Genomic DNA, 22014 nt, shown 5'->3' with positions numbered 1-22014 from the left:
CGCGGCACGCGGCAGGGCTGCCTCCTACCTGCGCGGACATTCTTCAAACCACCTGATCGAGTAGGTTCCCCGCGCGCGAACCGTCGACGGCTCTACTCGGTTGGGTGGTGACGGCGCCGGTCGGCCGCGACGAGTCTGGGACCACAACCGAGGCGGGCCCACTCCGTGGGCGGGTCCGCCGTGGGTGTGGGAGGTGCTGCGCGTGTCGACTGCCGTCGGATCCAGAGGCCGCCGGCCCCGAGGCGTGGGCGGCGCCGGGTGCGACGGCGCCGCCGCCTCCGTCCGGTCTGCGCGCGCCCTTCCGGCGGGGCCGCTCGCGGCGGGGGCGATTCCGGAGGGTCCGTTTCCACGTCCCGGCCGTGGCGCCCCGCTCGTCGCGCGCCGGGGCTGATCCGATCCCCCCGCCGCACCTCGTCCGCACCCGTACCCAGTGACACCCGCACACGAAAAAGGGGAGATCGCGCCAGTGAGCAGCCATGAGATCCAGGCGGCCGAGACGGATGTCGCGATCATCGGGATGGCCGGGCGGTTCCCCGGCGCCGACGACCTGGACTCCTTCTGGCGCCTGCTGCGGGAGGGCCGCGAGGGCATCACCCGCTTCGGCCGCGAGGAGCTGGCGGCGGCCGGTGTCCCGGCGCGTCTGCTGGACGACCCCACGTACGTCCCGGCGCACGGGATCATCCCGGACGTCGACCTCTTCGACACGGGCTACTTCGAGTTCACCCCGGCCGAGGCCGCGATCACCGACCCCCAGCACCGCGTCCTGCTGACGGCGGGCCACGCCGCGCTGGAGCACGCCGGGTACGACCCGGCCCGCTACGACGGCCTGATCAGCGTGTACGTCGGGGCGGCCGTCAACACGTACCTCCAGCAGCAGGTGCTGCCCAACGTCGACCAGACCACGACGTCGAGCCACTTCGCGGTGATGGTCGGCAACGACAAGGACTACCTGGCGACGCGCCTCTCGTACAAGCTCGACCTGAAGGGCCCCAGTTACGCCGTCCAGACGGCCTGCTCGACCTCCCTCGTCGCCGTCCACCTCGCCTGCCAGGGCCTGGTGAACGGCGAGTGCGACATCGCGCTCGCGGGCGGGGTGACCGTCAAAGTCCCCCAGGAGAAGGGGTACTTGTACGAGGAGGGGGCGATCCTCTCCGAGGACGGGTACGTGCGGACGTTCGACGCGGACGCGAGCGGCACCGTCCTCGGCAACGGCGTCGGCGTGGTCGTCCTCAAACCGCTGCGGGACGCGCTCGCCGACCGGGACACCGTGTACGCGGTCATCAAGGGTACGGCGACGAACAACGACGGTTCGGGGAAGGTGAGTTTCGCCGCGCCGGGCGCCGCAGGCCAGGCCGCGGTGATCCGCGAGGCGCACTCCGTGTCGGGCGTGGACCCGCGGTCCATCGGGTACGTCGAGGCGCACGGGACGGCGACCCGGCTCGGCGACCCGGTCGAAGTCTCCGCGCTGACAAGGGCGTTCAGGGACACGACCGCCGACACCGGGTTCTGCGCGCTCGGTTCGGTGAAGTCGAACCTCGGGCATCTGGACGCGGCGGCGGGGGTCGCGGGGCTGATCAAGACGGCGCTGATGCTGAAGCACCGGACGCTCGTGCCGACGGTCAACTACACGACGCCGAACCCGGCGATCGACTTCGCCGCGGGGCCGTTCAAGGTGTCCACGGAGACGGTGCCGTGGACGGGGGACGGACCGCTGCGGGCGGGCATCAGCTCGTTCGGGATCGGGGGGACGAACGCGCACGCGGTGGTGGAGGAGGCTCCGTCCGTCGCGGTGACGGGGGGTTCGCGGGCGTCGCAGGTGCTGGTGGTGTCGGCACGGACGCCGACCGCTCTGGCGACGGCTGCGACGAATCTCGCTGACCATCTCGACGGCGACGACTCGGCGTCGCTGGCGGATGTGGCGTACACGCTGGCGGTCGGCCGCCGGGCCCATGAGTACCGGCTCGCGGTGACCGGGGGTGAACGAGCCGAGTTGGCGCGGGCGTTGCGCGAGGCAGCCGTGCCGGAACGGCCCGGGACCGGTGAGGTGTCGTTCGTGTTCACGGAGGAGGTTCCGGACGCGGGGAGCCTGGCCGGGGAGTGGGCGGCTGAGCCGGCCTTCGCCGCGTATTACGAGGCCGCGCTCGCTGCGGGAGCTGGTCAACTGGGCGAGCGGGGGCGGGCGTTCGCCGTGCAGTATGCGTTGGGCAGGCTGTGGCTCGACTGGGGGGTCACGCCGGTCGCGGTGCATGGGGATGGGGTGGCGGGGCGGGTTGCGGCTTGTGTCGCCGGGGAGTTGACGCTCGCGGAGGCTGTGGGCGGGGAGAGTGCGGGCTCGCGGAACGGTGCGGCTTCCGGCCGTCCGCGTCGGGCGCGCATTCCCGTCCTGGGTGCGCTCGATGAGGTGCGTGGGGTCGCTCTCGGGGTGGCCGACGGGCCCTGGCAGGGGCTGGCGCGGGCCTGGCAGGCGCGGGTGGACGTCAACTGGACAGCGTGGTTCGAGGGCGAGGAGCGTGGGCGGGTCCCGCTGCCGACGTACCCGTTCGAGGGACGGCGGTGCTGGCTCGACGCGCCCGCGTTCTCTGTTCCCGAACCCGCGCCGTCCGCCGCCGGACCGCACCCGATGCTCGACGAGAACGTCTCCACGCTCGACACCCTCGCCTACCGCAGCTCCCGCACCGGCACCGAGTTCTACCTCGCCGACCACCGGGTGAACGGCGCACCGGTCATGCCGGCCGCCGGGCAGGTCGAGTTGGTGCGCGCGGCGGGTGAACTCGCGCTCGGTCAGCCCATGTTGCTGCGCGGGGTCTCCTTCGAACGGCTCCTGTCGTACGCCGACGGTCCGCGTACGACGCTGGTACGGCTGTGGCCCGAGGACGACGCCGTCGGCTTCCAACTCGCCGACGGCGATGAGGTGGTGGCGTCCGGTTCCATCGGCCCGGCGCCGGTCGATCCGCCCGCGCCGGTGGATCTGACGCCCGTCGCGGACCGGTGCGGCGAGGTCGTCGGGCACGGTGAGGCGTACGACGTGCTGCGTGGCCTCGGCCTCGACTACGGGGCGCGGATGCGGGCGCTCCGCGAGGTGCGGCTCGGGGACGGGGAGGCGCTCGGCGTCCTGGACCTGCCCGAGGGGGCCGAGTTCGACGGGGCCGCGCTCAACCCGGCGTTGATCGACGGGGCGTTGCACGCGCTGGTCGTGCTGTTGGCGCGGGCGTACGGGGAGTCCGCCGAGGGGTTCTTGCCGCTGGCGCTCGGTGAACTGGTCGTACACGCGCCGGTCGTCGAGGGGTGCCGGGTCCATGTGACGGTCGGGGAGTTGGGTGAGCGGACCGCTCGGGCGGATCTGACGTTGGTGGATGGGCATGGGCGGGTGCTGGCGCGGCTGAACGATCTCGCTGTGCGGGTGTTGGGTGAGGTGCGGGATTCTGCGCTGTTGGTACGACGGTGGGTCGATGCACCCTTGCCTGTCACGGGAGTTGAGCTGAGCGGTACGGCTCGTGTGGTCGGTTCTCCGGAGTGGGCCTCGGTGTTGACGGGGCTCGGGTTCGAGGTCGTGACCGAGGCGGCTCCGGACGTCGTGCTGGTCGACCTGGTTGACTCTGTCGACGAGCCCGCCCCGGAAAGGGTGTTGCGTGCTGTCCAGGACCTCCTCGCGGCTCGCCCCACATCCCCCGTACGGGTCCTGCTCCTGCACCGGAACGACCCCGCGCTCGGCGCGTTCGCCCGGACGGTCCGTGCGGAGAACCCGCTGCTGGCGATCCAGGCCATCGGCCTCGGCGAGGGGGTAAACAACGCCGAGGCGCTCGGGGCCGAACTCGCCGGGCATGGGCGGGACTTGGAGGTCTCCCACACCACTTCCGGACGCCGGGTCCTGACCGTCGAGGCCGCTCCTTCGGGGGATGGGCCGGTCGTCGTGCGCGACGGCGGCGTGTACCTGGTCACCGGCGGTGCGGGCGGGCTCGGGCGGATCGTCGCCGAGTGGCTGCTCGCGCGGGCGGATGTCCGGGTGGTGGCGGTGGGGCGGGGTGAGCGGCCCGCAGATCTGGACGACAGGGTCGCGTACCGCCGCGCCGACGTCACCGACCGCGCCCAACTCGCGGCCGTACACACCGAGTTCGGTCCCTTCAACGGCATCGTCCACGCGGCCGGTGTCCTCCGGGACGGCTTCGCGCTGACCAAGTCCGCCGAGGACTTCGCGGCGGTCCTGGCCCCCAAGGTGGCCGGCATCGAGGCGCTGGACGCCGTGACCGCCGACGACTCGCCGGACTTCTTCGTCGCGTTCTCCTCGATCGCCGCGCACATCGGCAATCCGGGGCAGAGCGACTACGCGTATGCCAACGCCCGCTTGGAGTCGTACGCCGAGCGGCACAGCCATGTCACCACGATCGCCTGGCCGTTGTGGGCCGAGGGCGGTATGCGGCAGAGCACCGAGGACGCCTCGGACGTCGCCGCGCGCACCGGGTTCGGCACGCTCTCCACGGCGACAGGTCTCGCGCTGTTCGAGCAGGCGCTCGGCATGAGGGGCGCGGTGATCGCCGCGCACGGTGACGTACGACGCATCACCACCGCGCTCACCGCGCTCGCCCCCGAGACGTCCCGCCCGGCCGCCACGCAGGGCGCTGCCCCGAGGGCGCGGGCCGTAGCGCTGCTGCGTGAACTCATCGCCGCCGAGACCGGGTTGGACGCGGCGGAGCTGGTCGAGGGGGCGCCGTTCGAGCGGTACGGCATCGACTCGCTGATGATCGCGAAGCTGAACCGGGAGCTGGAGCGGCACTTCGCGAACCTGTCGAAGACGCTGTTCTTCGAGTACACGAGCCTCGGGGAGCTGGCGGACTACTTCGCGGAGCGGCACGCGGGCGAGTTGAGTGCGCCCGGCGAAGGGGAGTGCGACGGAGGCACGTCCGGCAAGGACGAGGGAGCCCCCGCCGGCAAGACCGCAACTCCGGCCGTGGCACGCACAGTTCACCGCCCGAAGCCGGGCGCCGAGGCTTCCGGCCTCGCCGGGACGTCCCCGGACGACGGCGCCATAGCCATCGTCGGTCTGGCCGGCCGCTACCCCTCCGCCGACGACCTCGACGAGTTCTGGGAGAACCTCTCCGCGGGCCGGGACAGCATCACGGAGATCCCCAACGACCGCTGGGACAGCACCCGTTGGTACGACCCCGACCCGGCGGCCCCCGGCCTCGCCCACACCCGCTGGGGCGGATTCCTGCGCGACGTCGACCGGTTCGACCCCCTCTTCTTCGGAATCTCCCCCCGTCAGGCCGAGTTGATGGACCCTCAGGAGCGGCTGTTCCTCCTCAACTCCTGGCACCTCCTGGAGGACGCGGGCTACCGGCGCGCGGATCTGGCCGGGCGCCCGGTGGGTGTGTACGTCGGCGTCATGTACGGGGAGTACCAGTTCCACGGCGCACTCGACGCGCTGCGCGGCGGGCGCCCGTTGACCGGTTCGTCGTTCGCGACGATCGCCAACCGGGTGAGCCACGCGCTGAACCTGTCCGGCCCGAGCATGGCACTGGACACGATGTGCTCCTCCTCCCTGACCGCGATCCACCTGGCGTGCGAGAGCCTGCGCAGGGGTGAGAGCGAGCTGGCGATCGCGGGGGGCGTCAACGTGTCCGTCCACCCGTACAAGTTCGGCTTCCTGAGCCAGGGGCGCTTCCTCTCGGACGACGGCCGCTGCCGGGCTTTCGGCGCGGGCGGCACGGGCTATGTCCCCGGTGAGGGGGTCGGCGCGGTGCTGCTGAAGCCGTATCGCAAGGCGCTGGCCGACGGTGACCGTGTCCAGGGCGTGATCCTGGGCAGCGCGATCAACCACGGTGCCCGGACGAACGGTTACAGCGTGCCGAACCCGCGCGCCCAGCAGCAGGTCATCTCGACGGCGCTGCGCGAGGCCGGAGTTGCGCCCGGCGAGATCAGCTATGTCGAGGCGCACGGCACGGGCACCAGTCTGGGCGACCCGATCGAGCTGACCGGGTTGACCAACGCCTATGGCACGGAGGGGAGTTGGCCGATCGGCTCGGCCAAGTCGAACATCGGGCACCTGGAGTCGGCGGCCGGGATCGCGGGGCTCACGAAGGTGCTGCTCCAGTTCCGGCACCGCACGCTCGTACCGTCCCTGCACGCCGAGGAGTTGAACCCCAACATCGACTTCGGGCGCTCCCCGTTCCACGTCCAGCGCGAGCTGTCCGCCTGGCCCGAGGGGAACGGGCCGCGCCGGGCGGGCCTCAGCTCCTTCGGGGCGGGCGGGGCGAACGCGCACCTCGTCCTGGAGGAGTCGTCGCGCCCCGACGTGGTGACCGAGGCTCCGGCGGGTGAACAGCGCGTCGACGAACCGGTGTTGTTCCTGCTGTCCGCCCGCGACGAGGAACGCCTGCGGGCCCACGCCGACCGCGCTGCCGACTTCGTCGCGACCGAGCGGGTGCCCCTGGCCGACCTGTGCTTCACGAGCCAGGTGGGGCGCGAGGCGCTCGACGTCCGGTTCGCGGTGCTGGTCACCGAGGGCGCCGAACTCGTCGCCGCGCTGCGGGAGTTCGCGGACGGTGGGCCGGTTCCCGCCGTCACCGACGACGCGGCCCGCAGGTGGCTGCGAGGCGAGGACGTCGACTGGGACTCTCTGCACGCCGACCGCCCCGGCCCCGCGCCGCGCCGGGTGCGGGCGCCGCTGTACCCGTTCGCCGACGAACCGTACTGGATCCCGCTCGACGCGGAGTTCGGCCCGGCCGCACCGCACGCCCTGGTCGACGCCAACGAGTCGACGGTCAGCGGCATCCGGTTCCGCAAGACGCTGCGGGCTTCCGACGCGCTCCTGCGCGATCACGTCATCGAGGGCCGTCCACTGTTCGCGGGCGCGGCGACGCTGGAGTTCGTCCGCGCCGCCGCCGGGCTGGCCGAGCCGGGGGTCCGGCACGCGCTGCGGGACGTGGTGTGGGGGCGGGCCGTCGAACTCGACGCCGGACAGCTGGAGTTGTACGTCTCGTTCCGGCCGGAGGGTGGGCATCTCGCGTTCGAGGTGCACAGCGAGGACGGGACACACGCACGAGGGATCGCCGTCCCGGCGTCCTCCGCGCCGGACGCCGCCGGGGAACTCGCCGCGCTGCGCGGCCGGTTGAGCGTCGTACGGGACCGGTCCGGTGTCTACCGCGACTACGCGGACGCCGGGTTCGCGTACGGGCCCTCCTTCCAGGTCGTCGACGAGATCCGGGCCGGTGCCGGAGAGGCGTTGGTGCGGCTGGGGGACGGGCAGCCGTGGGCGCTGCTGGACGGCGCGTTGCGCGCGTGCCACTGGGCCACGCCGTGGTCTGGTGACCTGGCGGTTCCCTTCAGCCTCGGTTCCCTGGACGCCTTCGCCGAGCTGTCCGCCGGTTCGTCCGCCCACGCCCGGCTCGTGGGTGAGTCGGCGGGGGTGCGGCGGTTCGACGTGACGGTGTACGACGCTCAGGGTCAAGTCGTCGCCGTGGTACGGGACTTCGCGGGCCGTACGACGTCGGGGACGACCGGCGGGCCTCGTCTGTACGAGCCGTACTGGCGTCCCGCGCCCGAGCCCGAACTCGGCGAGGCGGCTCCGACGCTCGCGGTGCTCGGCAACCACCCTGCACTGGAAGCGGAGTTGCGGGCGAGCGGGGCGTGGGCGCGTGTCGTCTCCGGTGGCGACCTCATGTCGTCGGCCTCGGACAGCGGGCTCGATGTCGTCGTCGTGAGCGAGCCGGACGACACCCTCTCCCCCGCCGAACTCCTCGACCGGCTCTGCGCTCCCGTGCTGGATGTGCTGGACGGTGTGCGAACTGGCGCCCTGGGTGGGCGGGTTCGGTGTGTGGTCGTGCACCCTGAGGGGGCTCCGGAGGGGGAGGCGTTCGCCGGGTTCGCGCTGTCGACGGCGCCGGTCGCTCCTCGGCTGGAGATGCTGACGCTGGAGGTCGCGGCCGGTGCTTCGGTGCGGGAGATCGCGGGGGCCGTGACGGGCGAGTTGCGGGCGGTGCGTCGGGTCGCCGGGCTTGAGGTGCGGCGTACTGCCGCTGGGCAGCGGGAAGTTCGGGGTCTGCGGGTGGTCGCCGGGGCGGGTGGTGGCGGGGTTTCCGTGCGGGACGGCGGGGTGTACGTCGTCACCGGGGGCGGGGGTGCCGTCGGGCGGGTGCTCGTCGAGCATCTGGCGTCGAAGTACGCGGCCCGGCTCGTGCTGATCGGCCGGTCCGAGCCGGACGAGGAGACGCGGGCCTGGCATGCGTCCCTCGGGGCCGAGGTGCTCGCGGTGCGGGCCGATGTGGCGAACTCGGCTGAGTTGGAGGCCGCGTTGGGGGTGGCCCGGGAGCGGTTCGGGGTGTTGCACGGGGTGTTCCATCTCGCCGGGGTCGCCGATGAGGGGCGGGCCGACGGGGATCGGGAGCGGTTCGCCCGGGTGTTGGCCGCGAAGACGCACGGGCTGGTGCATCTGGACGAGTTGACGCGTGGGGACGGTCTCGAACTGTTCGTCGTGTTCTCGTCGGTGTCCTCGCTCGTGGGGGACTTCGGGGCGGTCAGTTACGCGACCGCCAACCGGTTCGCGGACGTGTACACCGCGCGGCGGGGCGGGGTCTCGTTGGCCTGGCCGCTGTGGGCGGTCGGCGGGGTGGACGGGATGGTGCGGGAGGAGGAGCTGGCGGCGTACACGCGGCGCAGTGGGATGCGGGCGCTGGAGGCGGGGCAAGGGGTTGAGCTGTTCCGGCGTTCGCTGGCGGTCGGCGTGCCGTGGGTGGTGCCGGCTTGGGGTGAACCGGGGGTTCTGGACGGGGCGTTGGCCGGTGGGGCGGGCGGTGCGGCCTCGGCGAAGGCCACCGCGTCGACGGGGCAGGCGGAGCGCCGGGTTTCGGCTCCCGCTCCGGCGTCTGCTCCGGGCGCGGCCACCAGCACCGGCGTCAGCACCGGCGCCGCTCGCCGGGAGCGTCTCGTCGCGCATCTGCGCGAGGTTCTCGCCGGGGTGCTCAAACTGTCCACGGGCCGGCTCGACAGCCGCGTACCCCTGGACGACTACGGGCTCGACTCGGTCCTCGTCATGGAGTCCAACTCCCTGTTGGGCAAGGACTTTCCGGGGCTGCGCGGGACGGTGTTCTTCGAGTGCCGGACGGTCGACGAGCTGGCGGACCATGTGCTCGCGGAGCACGCGGACGCGGTGGCCCGGCTGTTCCCCGAGGAGCCCCAGACCGCCGAAGCACTCCGGGCCACTTACCAGCACCCACTGGTCGAGCAGGCGACAACTCCCCCTGCCCCCAGCCCAGTTCACCACTCCCCCGACAACGACCCGATCGCCGTCATCGGCATCAGCGGTCGTTACCCCGGCGCCGACACCCTCGACGACTTCTGGCGCAACCTCGCCGAGGGCCGCAACTCCGTGACCGAGGTCCCCGCAGACCGCTGGGACGCCTCGGAGCTGGCCGACTCGGGCCGCAGCACGAGCCGTTGGGGCGGCTTCCTCTCGGACGTCGGCTCCTTCGACTCCCTCTTCTTCCAGATCTCCCCCAAACAGGCCCGCACGATGGACCCGCAAGAACGGCTGCTCCTCCAGACGGCCTGGTCGGCGCTGGAGAGCGCGGGCTATCCCCCGTCCCGTATCCCGGCACCCCGCTTCGGCGGCCAGGGCCACGACGTCGGGGTCTTCGTCGGGGTGATGTGGGACGACTACGCGATCCTCGGTGCGACCGAGTCGGCGCGCGGCAACCCTCAAGTCGTCCTGGCGAACCGCTCGTCGATCGCCAACCAGGTCTCGTACTTCGGCGATTTCAGGGGCCCGAGCGTGGTGATCGACACCGCGTGCTCGGCATCGCTCGTGGCCGTGCACCAGGCGTGCGAGAGCATCCGGCGGGGCGAGTGCTCGTACGCGCTCGCGGGCGGGGTGAACGTCGCCGTGCACCCGGACAAGTACGTGCACCTCAGCGCCAAGTCGATGCTGTCGGACGACGGCCGCTGCCGGGCCTTCGGCGCGGGCGGCACCGGGTACGTCCCCGGTGAGGGCGTCGGCGCGGTGCTGCTGAAGCGGCTGTCGGAGGCGGTCCGGGACGGGGACACCGTGCACGCGGTGATCCGTGCGACCGGCGTCAACCACGGCGGCCGGACGAGCGGTTACACCGTGCCCAACCCGCAGGCCCAACAGGCCCTGGTGGAGCAGGTGCTGGACGCGGCCGGTGTCGACGCCCGGACCGTCGGCTGCGTCGAGGCGCACGGCACCGGGACCGCGCTGGGCGACCCGATCGAACACACCGCGCTGGCCCAGGCGTTCGGGAAGCACACCGCCGACACCGGGTTCTGCGCGATCGGTTCGGTGAAGTCCAACATCGGTCACCTGGAGGGCGCGGCGGGCATCGCCGGACTCACCAAGGCCGTACTCCAGTTGCGGCACGGCACGTTGCTGCCGTCGCTGCACGCCGAGGAGTTGAACCCGGTCATCGACTTCACGCGCTCACCGTTCGCCGTGCAGCGCGAAGTGGCCGAGTGGACGCGGGAGTTCGATGCCGAGGGGCGTGCGGTGCCGCGTCGGGCGGCGGTGAGTTCGTTCGGGGCGGGTGGGACCAACGCGCATGTGGTGCTGGAGGAGTACGTCGCCCTCGCGCCGGACGAGCCCGACTCCGCCCGCGAGTTGATCGTCCTGTCGGCCCGCGACGAAGAGCGGCTGCGCCTGTACGCCGCCGAGTTGGGCCGGGCCGTCGCCGATGCGCCCCGGCTCTCGGACGTCGCCCACACCTTGCGCGTGGGGCGTGAACCCCTCGTCGAGCGGCTGGCGTTCGTGGCCTCCGGTCTCGCGGACGCGGCCGAGAAGCTCGCGGCCGTCGGACGCGGTGAGGGCGGGCAGTGGCTGCACCGGGGGCGGGTCGAGCAACACCCGCCGCTGGCCGACCTGTTGACGGCGGGCGTGGGCGCGGAGGAGTTCCTGTCCGCGCAGATCCGGGCCGGGGCGGACGATCTGCTCGGGCGGATGTGGGTCTCCGGCGTCACCGTGGACTGGGAGTTGCTGGAGCGGCTGCGGCCTGCCGCGCGGCGTCGGGTGCCGTTGCCGACATACCCGTTCGAGCGGGTGCGGCACTGGCTGGACACGAGCGCGACTTCGACAGCACCCACGGGCGTGCCGGAGTCGGCCACCACGCACACTCTCGTAGCCGCCCCCGCCTCGCTCGCCGCGCACACACCGGCAGCCAACCCCGCCCCGGTCGCTGGACAAGCACCGGCAGCCACCCTGATCCCGGTCGCTGCACAAGCACCAGTAGCCGACCCGGCCTCGATCGGCATGCCGGAGCCGGTAGCCGACCCGCTCCGGGCCGGTACAGCACCGCCGGCCGCCATCCCGACCCCGGCCACCGCTTGGCACCACCGCCTGACCCCCGACACCCCCGCCCTCCGCGACCACATGGTCGACGGCCGCCCCATCCTCCCCGGCGTAGGCCACCTCGACCTCGTAGCCGAGGCAACCGGCGGCCTCACCGGACGCGCGCTCGCCGACATCCGCTGGGCCGTCCCCCTGACCGCCGAAGACGTGACCGTCGCCTTCGACGGCGACCGCTACGACGTCCTCGGCGCCGACAACACCGTCCGCTCCACCGGCCGCCTCGCCCAGGCGGGCCCGACACCCTCTCCCCTCGACACCGACGCCCTGCGCGCCCGCCTCGCAGAAGACCACAGCGCCTTCTACCGGAACCTCGCCGAACAGGGCCTGCCCTACGGCCCGTTCTTCCGCCGAGTCCGCCAGATCTGGACCGGCACCGACGAAGTCCTCGGCCGAATCGGCGCCGTCGACGACGACCCGGCGCACGCCCTGCACCCCGGCATCCTGGACGCGGCCCTCCACACGTACGCCGCGCTGCTCGTCCGGCGCTCCCGGCCGATGCTCCCGTTCGCGGCGGACCGGGTCGACGTGTTCGGCCCGGTGCCGGTCAGCGGCTGGTCGTACGTCCGGGAGACCGGCCCGAACCGCTGCGAGGTCCTGCTCTGCGACGACTCGGGCACGGTCCGGGTCCGGTTCGAGGGGCTGACGTACCGGGAGGCGAAGCCGCGAGCCGTGATCGTCCACCGTCCGGTGTGGACGCCTCAACCCGCCAAGGGGCGCGCGGAGTTCGGACGCAGCGTGCTCTATGTGGGCGAGCCCGTCGCGGAGTTGCACCCCGGCACCGACGTCCGACGCGTCCCGACCGACTTCACGGACGCCGAGATCGGCACCCCCGACCTCGTGTACTTCTTCGGCACGGCACCCGCTCAAGACCCCGTCGACCGGTCCGACGTAAGGGAGTTGGCCGACAACGGCCCGCTCGCCCTGTACCGCCTGGTACGCGCCCTCGACCGGTCCGGCGCGCTGGAGCGAGGCGTACGGCTCAAGGTCGTCACCACCGACGTCCATCCGCTGGAGGACGGAGACGTGTCGTCCCCCTGGGCGGCCGGACTCTTCGGCATCGCGGCCGTGGCGGCGAAGGAGTTCCCGGCGCTGCACGTCTCGCTGATCGACGTACGCGCCGCCGAGGCCGGGCAGCTCGCCGGGGCGATCGTCGCCGAGCCTTTCCCGGCGAAGCCCGCGCCGGTGTCGATCAGGGGTGGTGTACGCCGGGTACGGACGCTGGAGCGGGTCGAACTGCCCTCCACGCCAACCCGGTTGAGGAAGGGCGGCGTCTACCTGGTCGTCGGCGGTCTCGGCGCGGTCGGCCGGGACACCTGCCTGCACCTCGCCCGGACGTACGGCGCGAAGCTGGTCGTCGTCGGACGCTCCCCCCTCGACGAGGACCGGCACCAGAAGGTGGCCGGGCTGGAGAAGGCGGGCGCCGAGGTGCGCTACCTGGCACTGGACGCCACCGACCCGGCCGCGCTCACCGACGCCGTCGACCTCGCCGTACGTGAATTCGGCGCCCTGCACGGGGTGTTCAACGCGGCGATGGTCCTCGTCAACCGGGTCCTGCGGGACCTGTCCGAGGACGAGATGCGGGCCGCGCTGGAGGTGAAGACCGGTACGGCCTGGGCGTTGCTGCACGCGGTGCGTGAACTCCCCCTGGACTTCGCCCTGTTCTACTCCTCCGGCGTGGCTTTCGAGGGCAACCACGGCCAGGCCGGGTACGCGGCGGGCTGCGCCTTCGCCGACGCGTACGCGGCACACGCCGCCCGCACCCTGCCGTTCCCGGTCCGGGTCCTCAACCTCGGTTACTGGCACGCGGCCGGGGACGCGGAGCGGGAGCGCGTCCTGAGCCGCTTCGAGGCCGCCGGCATCCGGCCGTTGAGCGCCGAGCGGGGCATGACCGTCGTCGAGCGGACCCTCGGGGCGGAACTGCCGCAGGTGTTCGCGCTGGACGCCGACCGGCCGATCCTCGACAACCTCGGGATCGACGCCGACCGCACACTGAAGGTGGTCCCGGACGTGGTTCCGGGCACGCTGCCCGAGGTGCGCTTCCCGGCAGGCCCGGACCCCGAACTCGCCGCGCATCAGCGGGTGGTGGCGGAGGTCGAGGTGCTGACGGAACGGCTCCTGGCGGCGGTACTGCGCCGGGCGGGGCTGACCGACCCGAGCCAAGTGGTGCCTGAGCACCGGGAGTTGTTCAAGGTGCAGCTCGGCATCGTCAAGGCCGGTCCCGAAGAGGGCAAGGAAGCCGAACTTGTCGCCCGACTCCATGAGTTGACGGAGCAGCACAGCTCACTCGCCCCGGTCGTCACCCTCCTCACCGACTGCCTCACTGCTCTCCCCGACATCCTCACGGGCCGACGCCCCGCCATGGAGGTTCTGTTCCCCGACGGTTCCACCGAGCGCGTCGCCGCCGTCTACCGGGGCGACCCGGTGACCGACCGCTGCAACGCCGAGGTCGCGCGGATCGTCGTCGAGCAGGTCAAGTCCCGTCTGGCGCAGGGCAACAGCACCGTCCGGGTCCTGGAGGTCGGCGCGGGGACGGGCGGCACAACGGCCGCCGTACTCGCCGCACTGGCGCCGTACGGGGACGCGGTCGAGTACGTCTTCACCGATGTGTCCCCGGCGTTCGTTCGCAAGGCCGGGAACCGGTTCGGGGCGCGGTATCCGTTCGTGCGGTTCGAGGTGCTGGACATCGAGGCCGGGACGGCGGCCGGGGAGTACGACGTCGTGTTCGGGACGAACGTGCTGCACGCGACGCGGCGACTGTCCCGAACGCTCACGCGGGCCAAGGAGTTGCTGCGGCGGGGCGGGGTGCTGCTCGCGGTCGAGGGGACGCGGCCCCGGAGTCAACTCGCCCTGATCTTCGGGCTGACGACGGGGTGGTGGCTGTTCGACGATCCGGAGCAGCGGATGCCGGGGTCGCCGTTGGCGAGCGAGCGGCAGTGGCGGGACGTGCTGGCGGCCTGCGGGTTCACGGGGATCAGCGTGGGCGCGCCGGGTAGTGAGGCGGGGGTGGCGTTCCAGAGCGTGATCGCCGCCGTGAGCGACGGGGTGGTGACGCACGCGACTCCTACGGCAGGCCCCGCCCCCACCTCGCCCGCCACCGCACTGGTCGTCGAAGCCCCTCCCCAGACAGCCACCCCCACCCCCACCCCGACTCCCGCCTCCACCGACCCCCTCCACCAGGTCACCGACGTGTTCGCGACGGTCCTGGAGATGACCCCCGACCAACTGAACCCCGACCTCACCTTCGAGAACTACGGCGTGGATTCACTCGTCGTCCTCGAACTGACGCGAGCCCTGGAAGCGGTGTACGGCCCCCAGTCGGCAACTCTCCTGTTCGAGCGCATCACAATCCGCCAACTGGCCGACCATTTCCGAGCGAAGGCAGCCCTCAACCAAGACCCGCCCCTGGACGAAGCCGAGCGCCTCATCGCCGGCATGTCCGACAAAGCCGTGGAACAACTCCTGGCCGAACTCCTCTCCCAGCAAACGGAATCCGAAGGGGGCGACCGATGACCGCCGAACCGTTCACCTGCGTCGTCATCGGCGAGGAAGCCCTCCTGGTCGAGTGCACCCGCCTCCTCCTGTCCCGGGGCCACACGGTCGCCGCCGTCGTCTCCCCCGCACCCGACCTGCTGGCGTGGGCGAAGAGCGAGGCCCTCCCCGCCCTCCCCTTCGGCAAGGACCTGGCCGACCGCCTCCAACTCCTCACCTTCGACTACCTGTTCAGCATCGCCAACCTCCGGATGCTCCCGGACGAGGTACTGAGCCTCCCCGCGAAGCTCCCGGTCAACTTCCACGACGGCCCGCTCCCGAAGCACGCCGGTCTCTACGCGACGAGCTGGGCGATCCTGGACGGCGAGCGGGAGCACGGCGTCACCTGGCACGTGATGAACCGGGAGGCCGACACGGGCGACCTGCTCAAGCAGCGCGCGGTCCCGGTCCCCCCGACCGCGACCGTGCACGACCTGGACGTCGCCTGCTTCGACGCCGGCATCGACTCCTTCGCCGAGCTGATCGACGAGTTGGCGGCGGGCACGGCCGTCCGCACCCCGCAGGACATGACCCTGCGCACGTACCACGCCCGGTACGACGGCCCCCCGCGCGGCGGTGTCTTCGACTGGCGTGCGGAAGCCGCCGAACTCGACGCCCTGGTCCGCGCGACGGCGTTCGGCAGGCGTCGCAACGACTTCGGCACGGCCCTCCTGGCGACCGGCGACGACCTGGTGGCCGTCCGGGCGGTCGAGATCACCGACCACCCGTCGACAGCGGCCCCCGGCACGATCGTCACCATCGCCCCGGACGCCCTCACGGTCGCGACGGCCGACAGGGACGTACGCCTCACCGACCTGGCCGCCCTCACCGGCGAGAAGCTCGAACTCCCGGCACTCGCAGACCAGTTGGACGGACGCTTCCCTCACCTCTCCCGGGAAGAGGCGGCCGAACTGGAGCAGGCGTCCAGGGCAGCCCACCGCCGCGAGGCCCGCTGGCTGCGCACACTCGGCCGACTGGAGCCCGTACTCCCGCCGAGACTCGGCCAGTTGACCCCGAGGACGAGCCAGGCAGCCCCGGTCCCGCTGCCCGCCCAACTCCGCACGGCCCCGGAACAGACCGCCCTGGCAGCCGTGTTGGCGTTCCTGACCCGCCTCGCACGCGGCGGCGAACGCACCGTGGCGATCTCCGTGAGGCCACAAACACCCCACGTCCTGGCCCCCGAACTCCCCCTGGACATACCGGAGAACCCCCTCAACCACACCCTCGCAGACCTCGCCACCCTGGTCGGCGCCCAACTCGACCGCCTCCGCACGGAGTCGCCGTACCGCCGGGACATACACCTCCGTCACCCCGCCCTCCCCCACACCACACTCCCCGTCGCGGTCCTCCTCCAAGGCGCCGACACGGACGACCGCCCCCTGACCGTCCGCATCGACCCCACCGGCACCGTCCGCTTCGAAGCCCGCACCCACGCCCCCTGGCTCACCGCCCGCTACGCCCTGTTCCTCGACGGCATCGCCACCGACCCCCAACGCCCCCTCGCCACCGTCTCGTTGCTCACCCACGAGGAACACCACCTCGTCCACGGCAAGTGGAACGACACCGACGAGGAGTACCCCCGCCGCGCGACGGTCACCTCCCTCATCGGCAACCTCGCCGACGCCTCCCCGGACGCCGTGGCCGTCCGTTTCGAGGGCCGTGAGCTGACGTACGGCGAACTGGACGACGCGACAGGCAGGTTGGCCCACCACCTCACCGAACTCGGCGCCGGGCCGGGCAGCTTGGTGGGCGTGTTCCTGGAGCGCTCCCCAGAGCTGTTGATCAGCCTCCTCGCCGTGCTCCGCTCGGGAGCGGCGTACGTCCCGGTCGACCCGATCTACCCGCCCGCCCGCATCGGCCACATGCTGAAGGACTCCGGCGCCGAACTGGTCCTTACGGACGAGGCGTTGGGCGGCGTGCTCGCGGACTTCCCGGTCAAGCCGGTCGTGGTGACCGAAGCCCTCGCGAGCGCACAGGCGATCCATGTCGACCACTCCGCCCCGGACTCCCCCGCGTACGTCATCTACACCTCGGGCTCGACCGGCCTCCCCAAGGGTGTCCAGGTCGGCCACCGCGCGCTGGTCAACTTCCACTGGACGATGGCCCGCAGGCCGGGCTTCGGCACCGCCGATTCCCTGCTCGCGGTCACCACCGTCTGCTTCGACATCGCGGGCCTGGAGCTGTACCTCCCCCTGGTCCGGGGCGGCACGGTAGAGATCCTCCCCGCTGCGGTCGCCGCCGACGGAGTCGCCCTGCGCGAACGCGTCGAGCAGGCGTCCCCGACCGTCCTCCAGGCCACCCCCACCACCTGGCAGATGCTGCTGGCGGCAGGCTGGCAAGGTGACCCGGCGCTCAAGGCCCTGTGCGGCGGCGAGCCCCTCCCCGCCGAACTCGCCCGCACACTCGCCCCGTTGGTAGCCGACCTCTTCAACATGTACGGCCCCACGGAGACCACCATCTGGTCCACCGTCGACCGCGTGGAACCCGGCGCCGAGGTCACCATCGGCCGCCCCATCGGCAACACCCGCGCCCACGTCCTGGACGAGCGCGGCACCCCCGTACCCCCCGGCGTCCCCGGCGAACTCCTCCTGTCCGGCGACGGCGTGGCCGACGGCTACCTCCACCGCCCCGAGCTGACCGCCGACCGCTTCGTCCCGGCCCCCGAGGGCGGCACCGGCCGCGCGTACCGCACCGGCGACCTAGTGCGCCACCTCCCCGACGGCCGCCTCGTATACCTGGAGCGCATCGACGGCCTGGTGAAGCTGAACGGCTACCGGATCGAACTCGGCGAGGTCGAGTCGGCTCTGCGTCAACTCCCGGGCGTCCAGGCTGCGGTGGCGGTCGTCCGCGAGGACCGGCCGGGCGAGCGCAGGCTCACCGGGTACGTCACTGGCGTACCCGACGGCGCCGTACTGCGCACCGCGCTCGCCGAGCGGCTGCCCGCGTACATGGTGCCGTCGGCCGTAATCAGCCTGCCGGGCCTGCCACTTACGCCGAACGGCAAGGTCGACCGCAAGGCGCTCCCGCGCCCCCACGGCGTCGGCTCATCAACTGCCCCCGCCCGCACCGACCTTGAGCGCCGTATCGCCGAGATCTGGTGCGAGGTGCTCGGTCTCGAACGCGTCGGTGCCGAGGACAACTTCTTCGACGCGGGCGGGGATTCGCTGCGGCTGACGTCCGTGGTGGCGGCGCTGCGGGAGCGGCTCGGGCTCGATGTCACGCGGCTCGACATGTTCGGCCATCCGACGGTCCGGGCGATGGCGGCCCATGTGTCCGGCGGCGCCGGGGCGGCTCCAACTCGACCTCGGCGTACGCGAGATGTGTCAGCGCTGGCCGGCCGCCGCGACCGTACGCGGCGGCGCTCGTAAGCACCATGACCATCAATTCACCTGCTTCTCCAGGGAGTTCCGTGTCCAGTTGCCAGGTCTGCTCGCTCAAGGGCGGCCACCCGGGAATCACGCTCGACAACCAGGGGGTGTGCAATCTGTGCAACCTGGATTTCGCCGAGGACCTGCTCATCAACTACCGCTACACCCATGAGGTGTTCACCGAGTTCCAGCAGGCGCCGGCCGCGAGCGGGGAGTACGACTGCCTGTTCATGTACAGCGGCGGCAAGGACAGCACGTACATGCTGGACAAGTTCGTCAACGACTACGGCAAGCGGGTGCTGGCGTTCACGTTCGACGTGCCGTTCGAGAGTGTGCACGCGGCGCAGAACATCGCGCTGGCCAGGGAGAAGATCCCGGCGACGTTCGTGCTGGACGCGGACGACGACAACATCAAGCTGATGATGCGCGAGGTCTTCAACCGGCCGGTGCCGAAGACGCCGGGCAAGTATCTGGACGAGAAGCTGCCGTGCGTCTCGTGCCGGACGTTCTTCGTGCTGCGGGCGATCCTGATGGCGTACGAGCAGAAGATCCCGTACATCGCGCTGTGCGCGGACCCGCAGCAGATCCTGACGATGGAGTCGAACGTCCGCGAGGTGGTGCGCGGGTTCTACAAGACGTTCGGTGAGCGGCTGACGGACACTCTGTTCGCAGGCAGGCTTGAGGAGTTGCTGTTCGACGACGACGAGAACCTGCCGAAGATCGTGTTCCCGTTCATCGCGATGCGCCACGAGTACGACCCGGACCGGATCGTCGAGGAGCTGCGGGCGAAGGGGTTGTACGCGTCGTCGCCGATGGAGACGCACTGCACGCTGTTCCCGCTGCTGAACTACTACTCGTTCAGCAATTTCGACTGCATGTTCTACAAGTTGAACGCGGCGAGCCACGTCCGGTCGGTGAAGCGGAACGCGTCGTACGACCGGAACACGTTCAGCATCAAGTTCCCGCGCTCGCTGGACCTCGCCGACGTGGAGGCGCGGCTCGGCGGGGTCGTGAAGGAGATCGCGGCGGGTGAGGGGGACACCGCCGCGCACGAGCGGACCCTGATCGACCTGTTCCAGCGGATGGACGCGGGCGAGGACGCCGCCCGGTTCGTCGCGCGCAGCTTCCTCGACATGCGTTCCGTCGCCGCCGACCTCGGCATCCGCCTCAGCTGAGACCCGCACAGGAGCCATCACCATGACCGTTTCCGATTCCGACATCGCCATCATCGGGATGGCGTGCCGCTTCCCGGGTGCCGACTCCGTCGACCGGTTCTGGGAGGTCCTCAGCGAGGGCCGCGAGACCCTGACCCGTTACACGGACGAGGAGTTGACCGCCGCCGGGGTGCCGGCGGACCGGCTCGCGGACCCCCGGTACGTCAAGGCCGCGCAGACCATCGCGGGTACGGATCTCTTCGACTCGGAGCTGTTCCGGTTCACGCACGACGAGGCGGAGATCCTCGATCCGCAGCACCGGGTGTTCCTGGAGTGCGCGCTGGAGGCGCTGGAGCGTTCGGGGTACGACCCGGAGCGCACCGACGCGCAGATCGGCGTGTACGCGGGCGCCGGCATGAACACGTACCTGCTGCACAACCTGGGCGATCGCTACCGGGGCGCGTCCTCGGTGGACCGGTACCGGCTGATGCTCGCCAACGACAAGGACTTCCTGTCGACCCGGGTGTCGTACAAGCTCGACCTGACCGGCCCGAGCGTCAACATCTCGACGGCCTGCTCGACGTCCCTGGTCTCGGTGCACACGGCGTGCCTGGCGCTGCTCGGCGGGGAGTGCGACATGGCGCTCGTCGGGGCGGTGCACCTCAATCCGCCGGGTGAGGGGTACCAGTACCAGGAGGGCATGATCTTCTCGCCCGACGGTCACTGCCGGGCCTTCGACGCCCAGGCGCGGGGCACGGTCATCGGGAGCGGCGCCGGGGCCGTCGTACTGAAGCGGCTCAAGGAGGCGCTGGCCGACGGGGACTGGATCCACGCGGTGATCAAGGGGTCCGCGATCAACAACGACGGTGCGGCGAAGACCGGTTACACCGCGCCGAGCATCTCGGGGCAGGCGGCGGTCATCGCGGACGCGCACGAGGTCGCGGACGTCGAGCCGGACACGATCGGGTACGTCGAGGCGCACGGTACGGGTACCCCGCTGGGCGATCCGATCGAGGTGGCGGCGCTGACCGAGGCGTTCCGGCACGGCACCGAGCGGTCCGGGTACTGCGCGCTGGGGTCGGTGAAGACGAACGTCGGGCACCTGGACACGGCCGCGGGGATGGCCGGGCTGATCAAGACGGCGCTGATGCTGGAGCACCGGACACTGGTACCGAGCCTGCACTTCACGGCGCCGAACCCGGACATCGACTTCGCGTCGAGCCCGTTCTTCGTCAACACGGCGAACACGGAGTGGACGTCCGCCGAGGGGCCGCGCCGGGCGGGTGTCAGCTCGTTCGGGATCGGCGGGACGAACGCGCACGTGATCCTCCAGGAGGCTCCGGCGCGCTCCGACGCTTCCCGTGCGGAGCGGCCTGAGCTGCTGGTTCTCTCGGCGCGGTCCGCGGAGGCGCTGAAGCAGGCGCAGGGGGCGCTGGCCCGCCATCTGCGGGCGCGGCGGGATCTCGACCTCACGGCTGTGGCGCAGACGCTGGGTCTGGGACGGCGGGCGCACGCGCATCGGCTGGCGCTGGTGGCGGACGGCACGCGGGGTGCTGCGATGGCGCTCGCGCTGGGGGACGGGGAGGGGATTCGGCGGGGGGTGGCCGGGGAGGTGGGGCCGGTACTGGTATTGACGGGTGGGGCGGCGCCCGAAGCCCGTGAGTTGTACGCGGCTGTGCCCGCCTATCGGGAGGCCGTCGACGCCTGCTCCGAGGCCGTGGGGCAGGTCGGCGGGGGTGAGGCGCTGCTCAGCGGGGAGTACGCCGGGTTCTGTCATGAGTACGGGGTGGTGCGGGCGTTGCTGTCCTGGGGGGTCGCTCCGGGGGGCCTCGCCGGTACGGGTGCCGGGCTCGCCGTGGCCGCCGCCGTGAGCGAGGCGCTGGTGCTGCCGGACGCGTTGGCGCTGGCCGTGGGGAGTGCTCCGCTGCGGGTGTCGGCGCCGGGTCTGCCGGTGCTGTCGGCGGTCACGGGGGCGCGGCTGACGCAGGATCCGGGCGACTGGACGAGCGGGGGGCCGGTCGCGGACGGGGCGGGGTGGGTTCGGGTCTCTGCTGCCGGGTACGCCGAACTCCTCGCGCTGGCCGGGGAGTTGTGGGTGCGGGGTGGTGAACTCGACTTTGCCACGCTGTATGAGGGGCGGGACGTTCGCCGAGTGCCTTTGCCCACGCACCGGTTCGAGCGGCGGCGGCACTGGGTGGAGCCGGGTGCGCAGACAGGTCAGCCCGCCGCCCCTGAGCGGGATCGGCTGCTGGCGCGCTTCGCGGCGGACGATCCGGCCCACAACGTCGAACTCGTCACGGACTTCGTGACCGACGAGGTGGGGAAGGTGCTGGGCGGGCGTCATCTGGCCGCGCTCGACACGAACCTGTTCGACCTGGGGCTCGACTCGCTGGTGCTGATCGAGGTCGTGGCGAAGCTCGGTGAGGAGCTGGACTTCGAGGTGCCGGCGACGGCGTTCGTGGAGTTCCCGACGATCCGGTCCTTCGTGGAGAACCTGGCGGAGCTGATGGGGCTGACGGAGGGCGGGGGCGCGGCGCCGGCCGCCGCCGCTGCGGGGCGGACGTCGCGGCGGGCTCAGCGGGCGGAGGCTCGGCGGGCGGGGCAGGGCTGAGCTTTC

The 22014-nt window shown here is 71.9% G+C and carries 4 protein-coding genes; all 4 read left to right on the top strand.

Annotated elements, in window-relative coordinates:
* Window positions 1–466: 466 nt before the first annotated feature.
* The 4 genes from J8M50_RS45740 to J8M50_RS45720 are packed head-to-tail and all read left to right on the top strand — an operon-like array spanning window position 467 to window position 22008.
* Complete coding sequence (locus tag J8M50_RS45740; RefSeq protein WP_010358801.1) at window positions 467–14857, top strand: SDR family NAD(P)-dependent oxidoreductase; 14391 nt, start codon at window positions 467–469, stop codon at window positions 14855–14857.
* Window positions 14854–18243, top strand: coding sequence for an amino acid adenylation domain-containing protein (locus tag J8M50_RS45730; RefSeq protein ID WP_010358802.1), 3390 nt, complete (start codon window positions 14854–14856; stop codon window positions 18241–18243). The genes J8M50_RS45740 and J8M50_RS45730 overlap by 4 nt, the downstream gene beginning before the upstream one ends.
* A 41-nt stretch (window positions 18244–18284) precedes the next feature.
* Window positions 18285–19418, top strand: a complete 1134-nt coding sequence (locus J8M50_RS45725; RefSeq protein WP_010358804.1) for an adenine nucleotide alpha hydrolase family protein — start codon at window positions 18285–18287, stop codon at window positions 19416–19418.
* Between the two features lie 22 nt (window positions 19419–19440).
* Entirely contained in the window at window positions 19441–22008 is a 2568-nt protein-coding gene (locus J8M50_RS45720) for a type I polyketide synthase (RefSeq protein WP_010358809.1), read from the top strand.
* Window positions 22009–22014 lie beyond the last annotated feature (6 nt).

Origin of the sequence: Streptomyces acidiscabies (assembly GCF_020010905.1) — a bacterium.
Taxonomy (GTDB): Bacteria; Actinomycetota; Actinomycetes; order Streptomycetales; family Streptomycetaceae; genus Streptomyces; species Streptomyces acidiscabies.
Note: the sequence above shows the minus strand (reverse complement) of the source record. Positions and strands in the feature narration are given on the sequence as shown.

Coding starts and splice junctions, on each gene's coding strand:
- J8M50_RS45730 (WP_010358802.1), top strand. CDS start 14,854: ATGACCGCCGAACCGTTCACCTGCGTCGTCATCGGCGAGGAAGCCCTC.
- J8M50_RS45720 (WP_010358809.1), top strand. CDS start 19,441: ATGACCGTTTCCGATTCCGACATCGCCATCATCGGGATGGCGTGCCGC.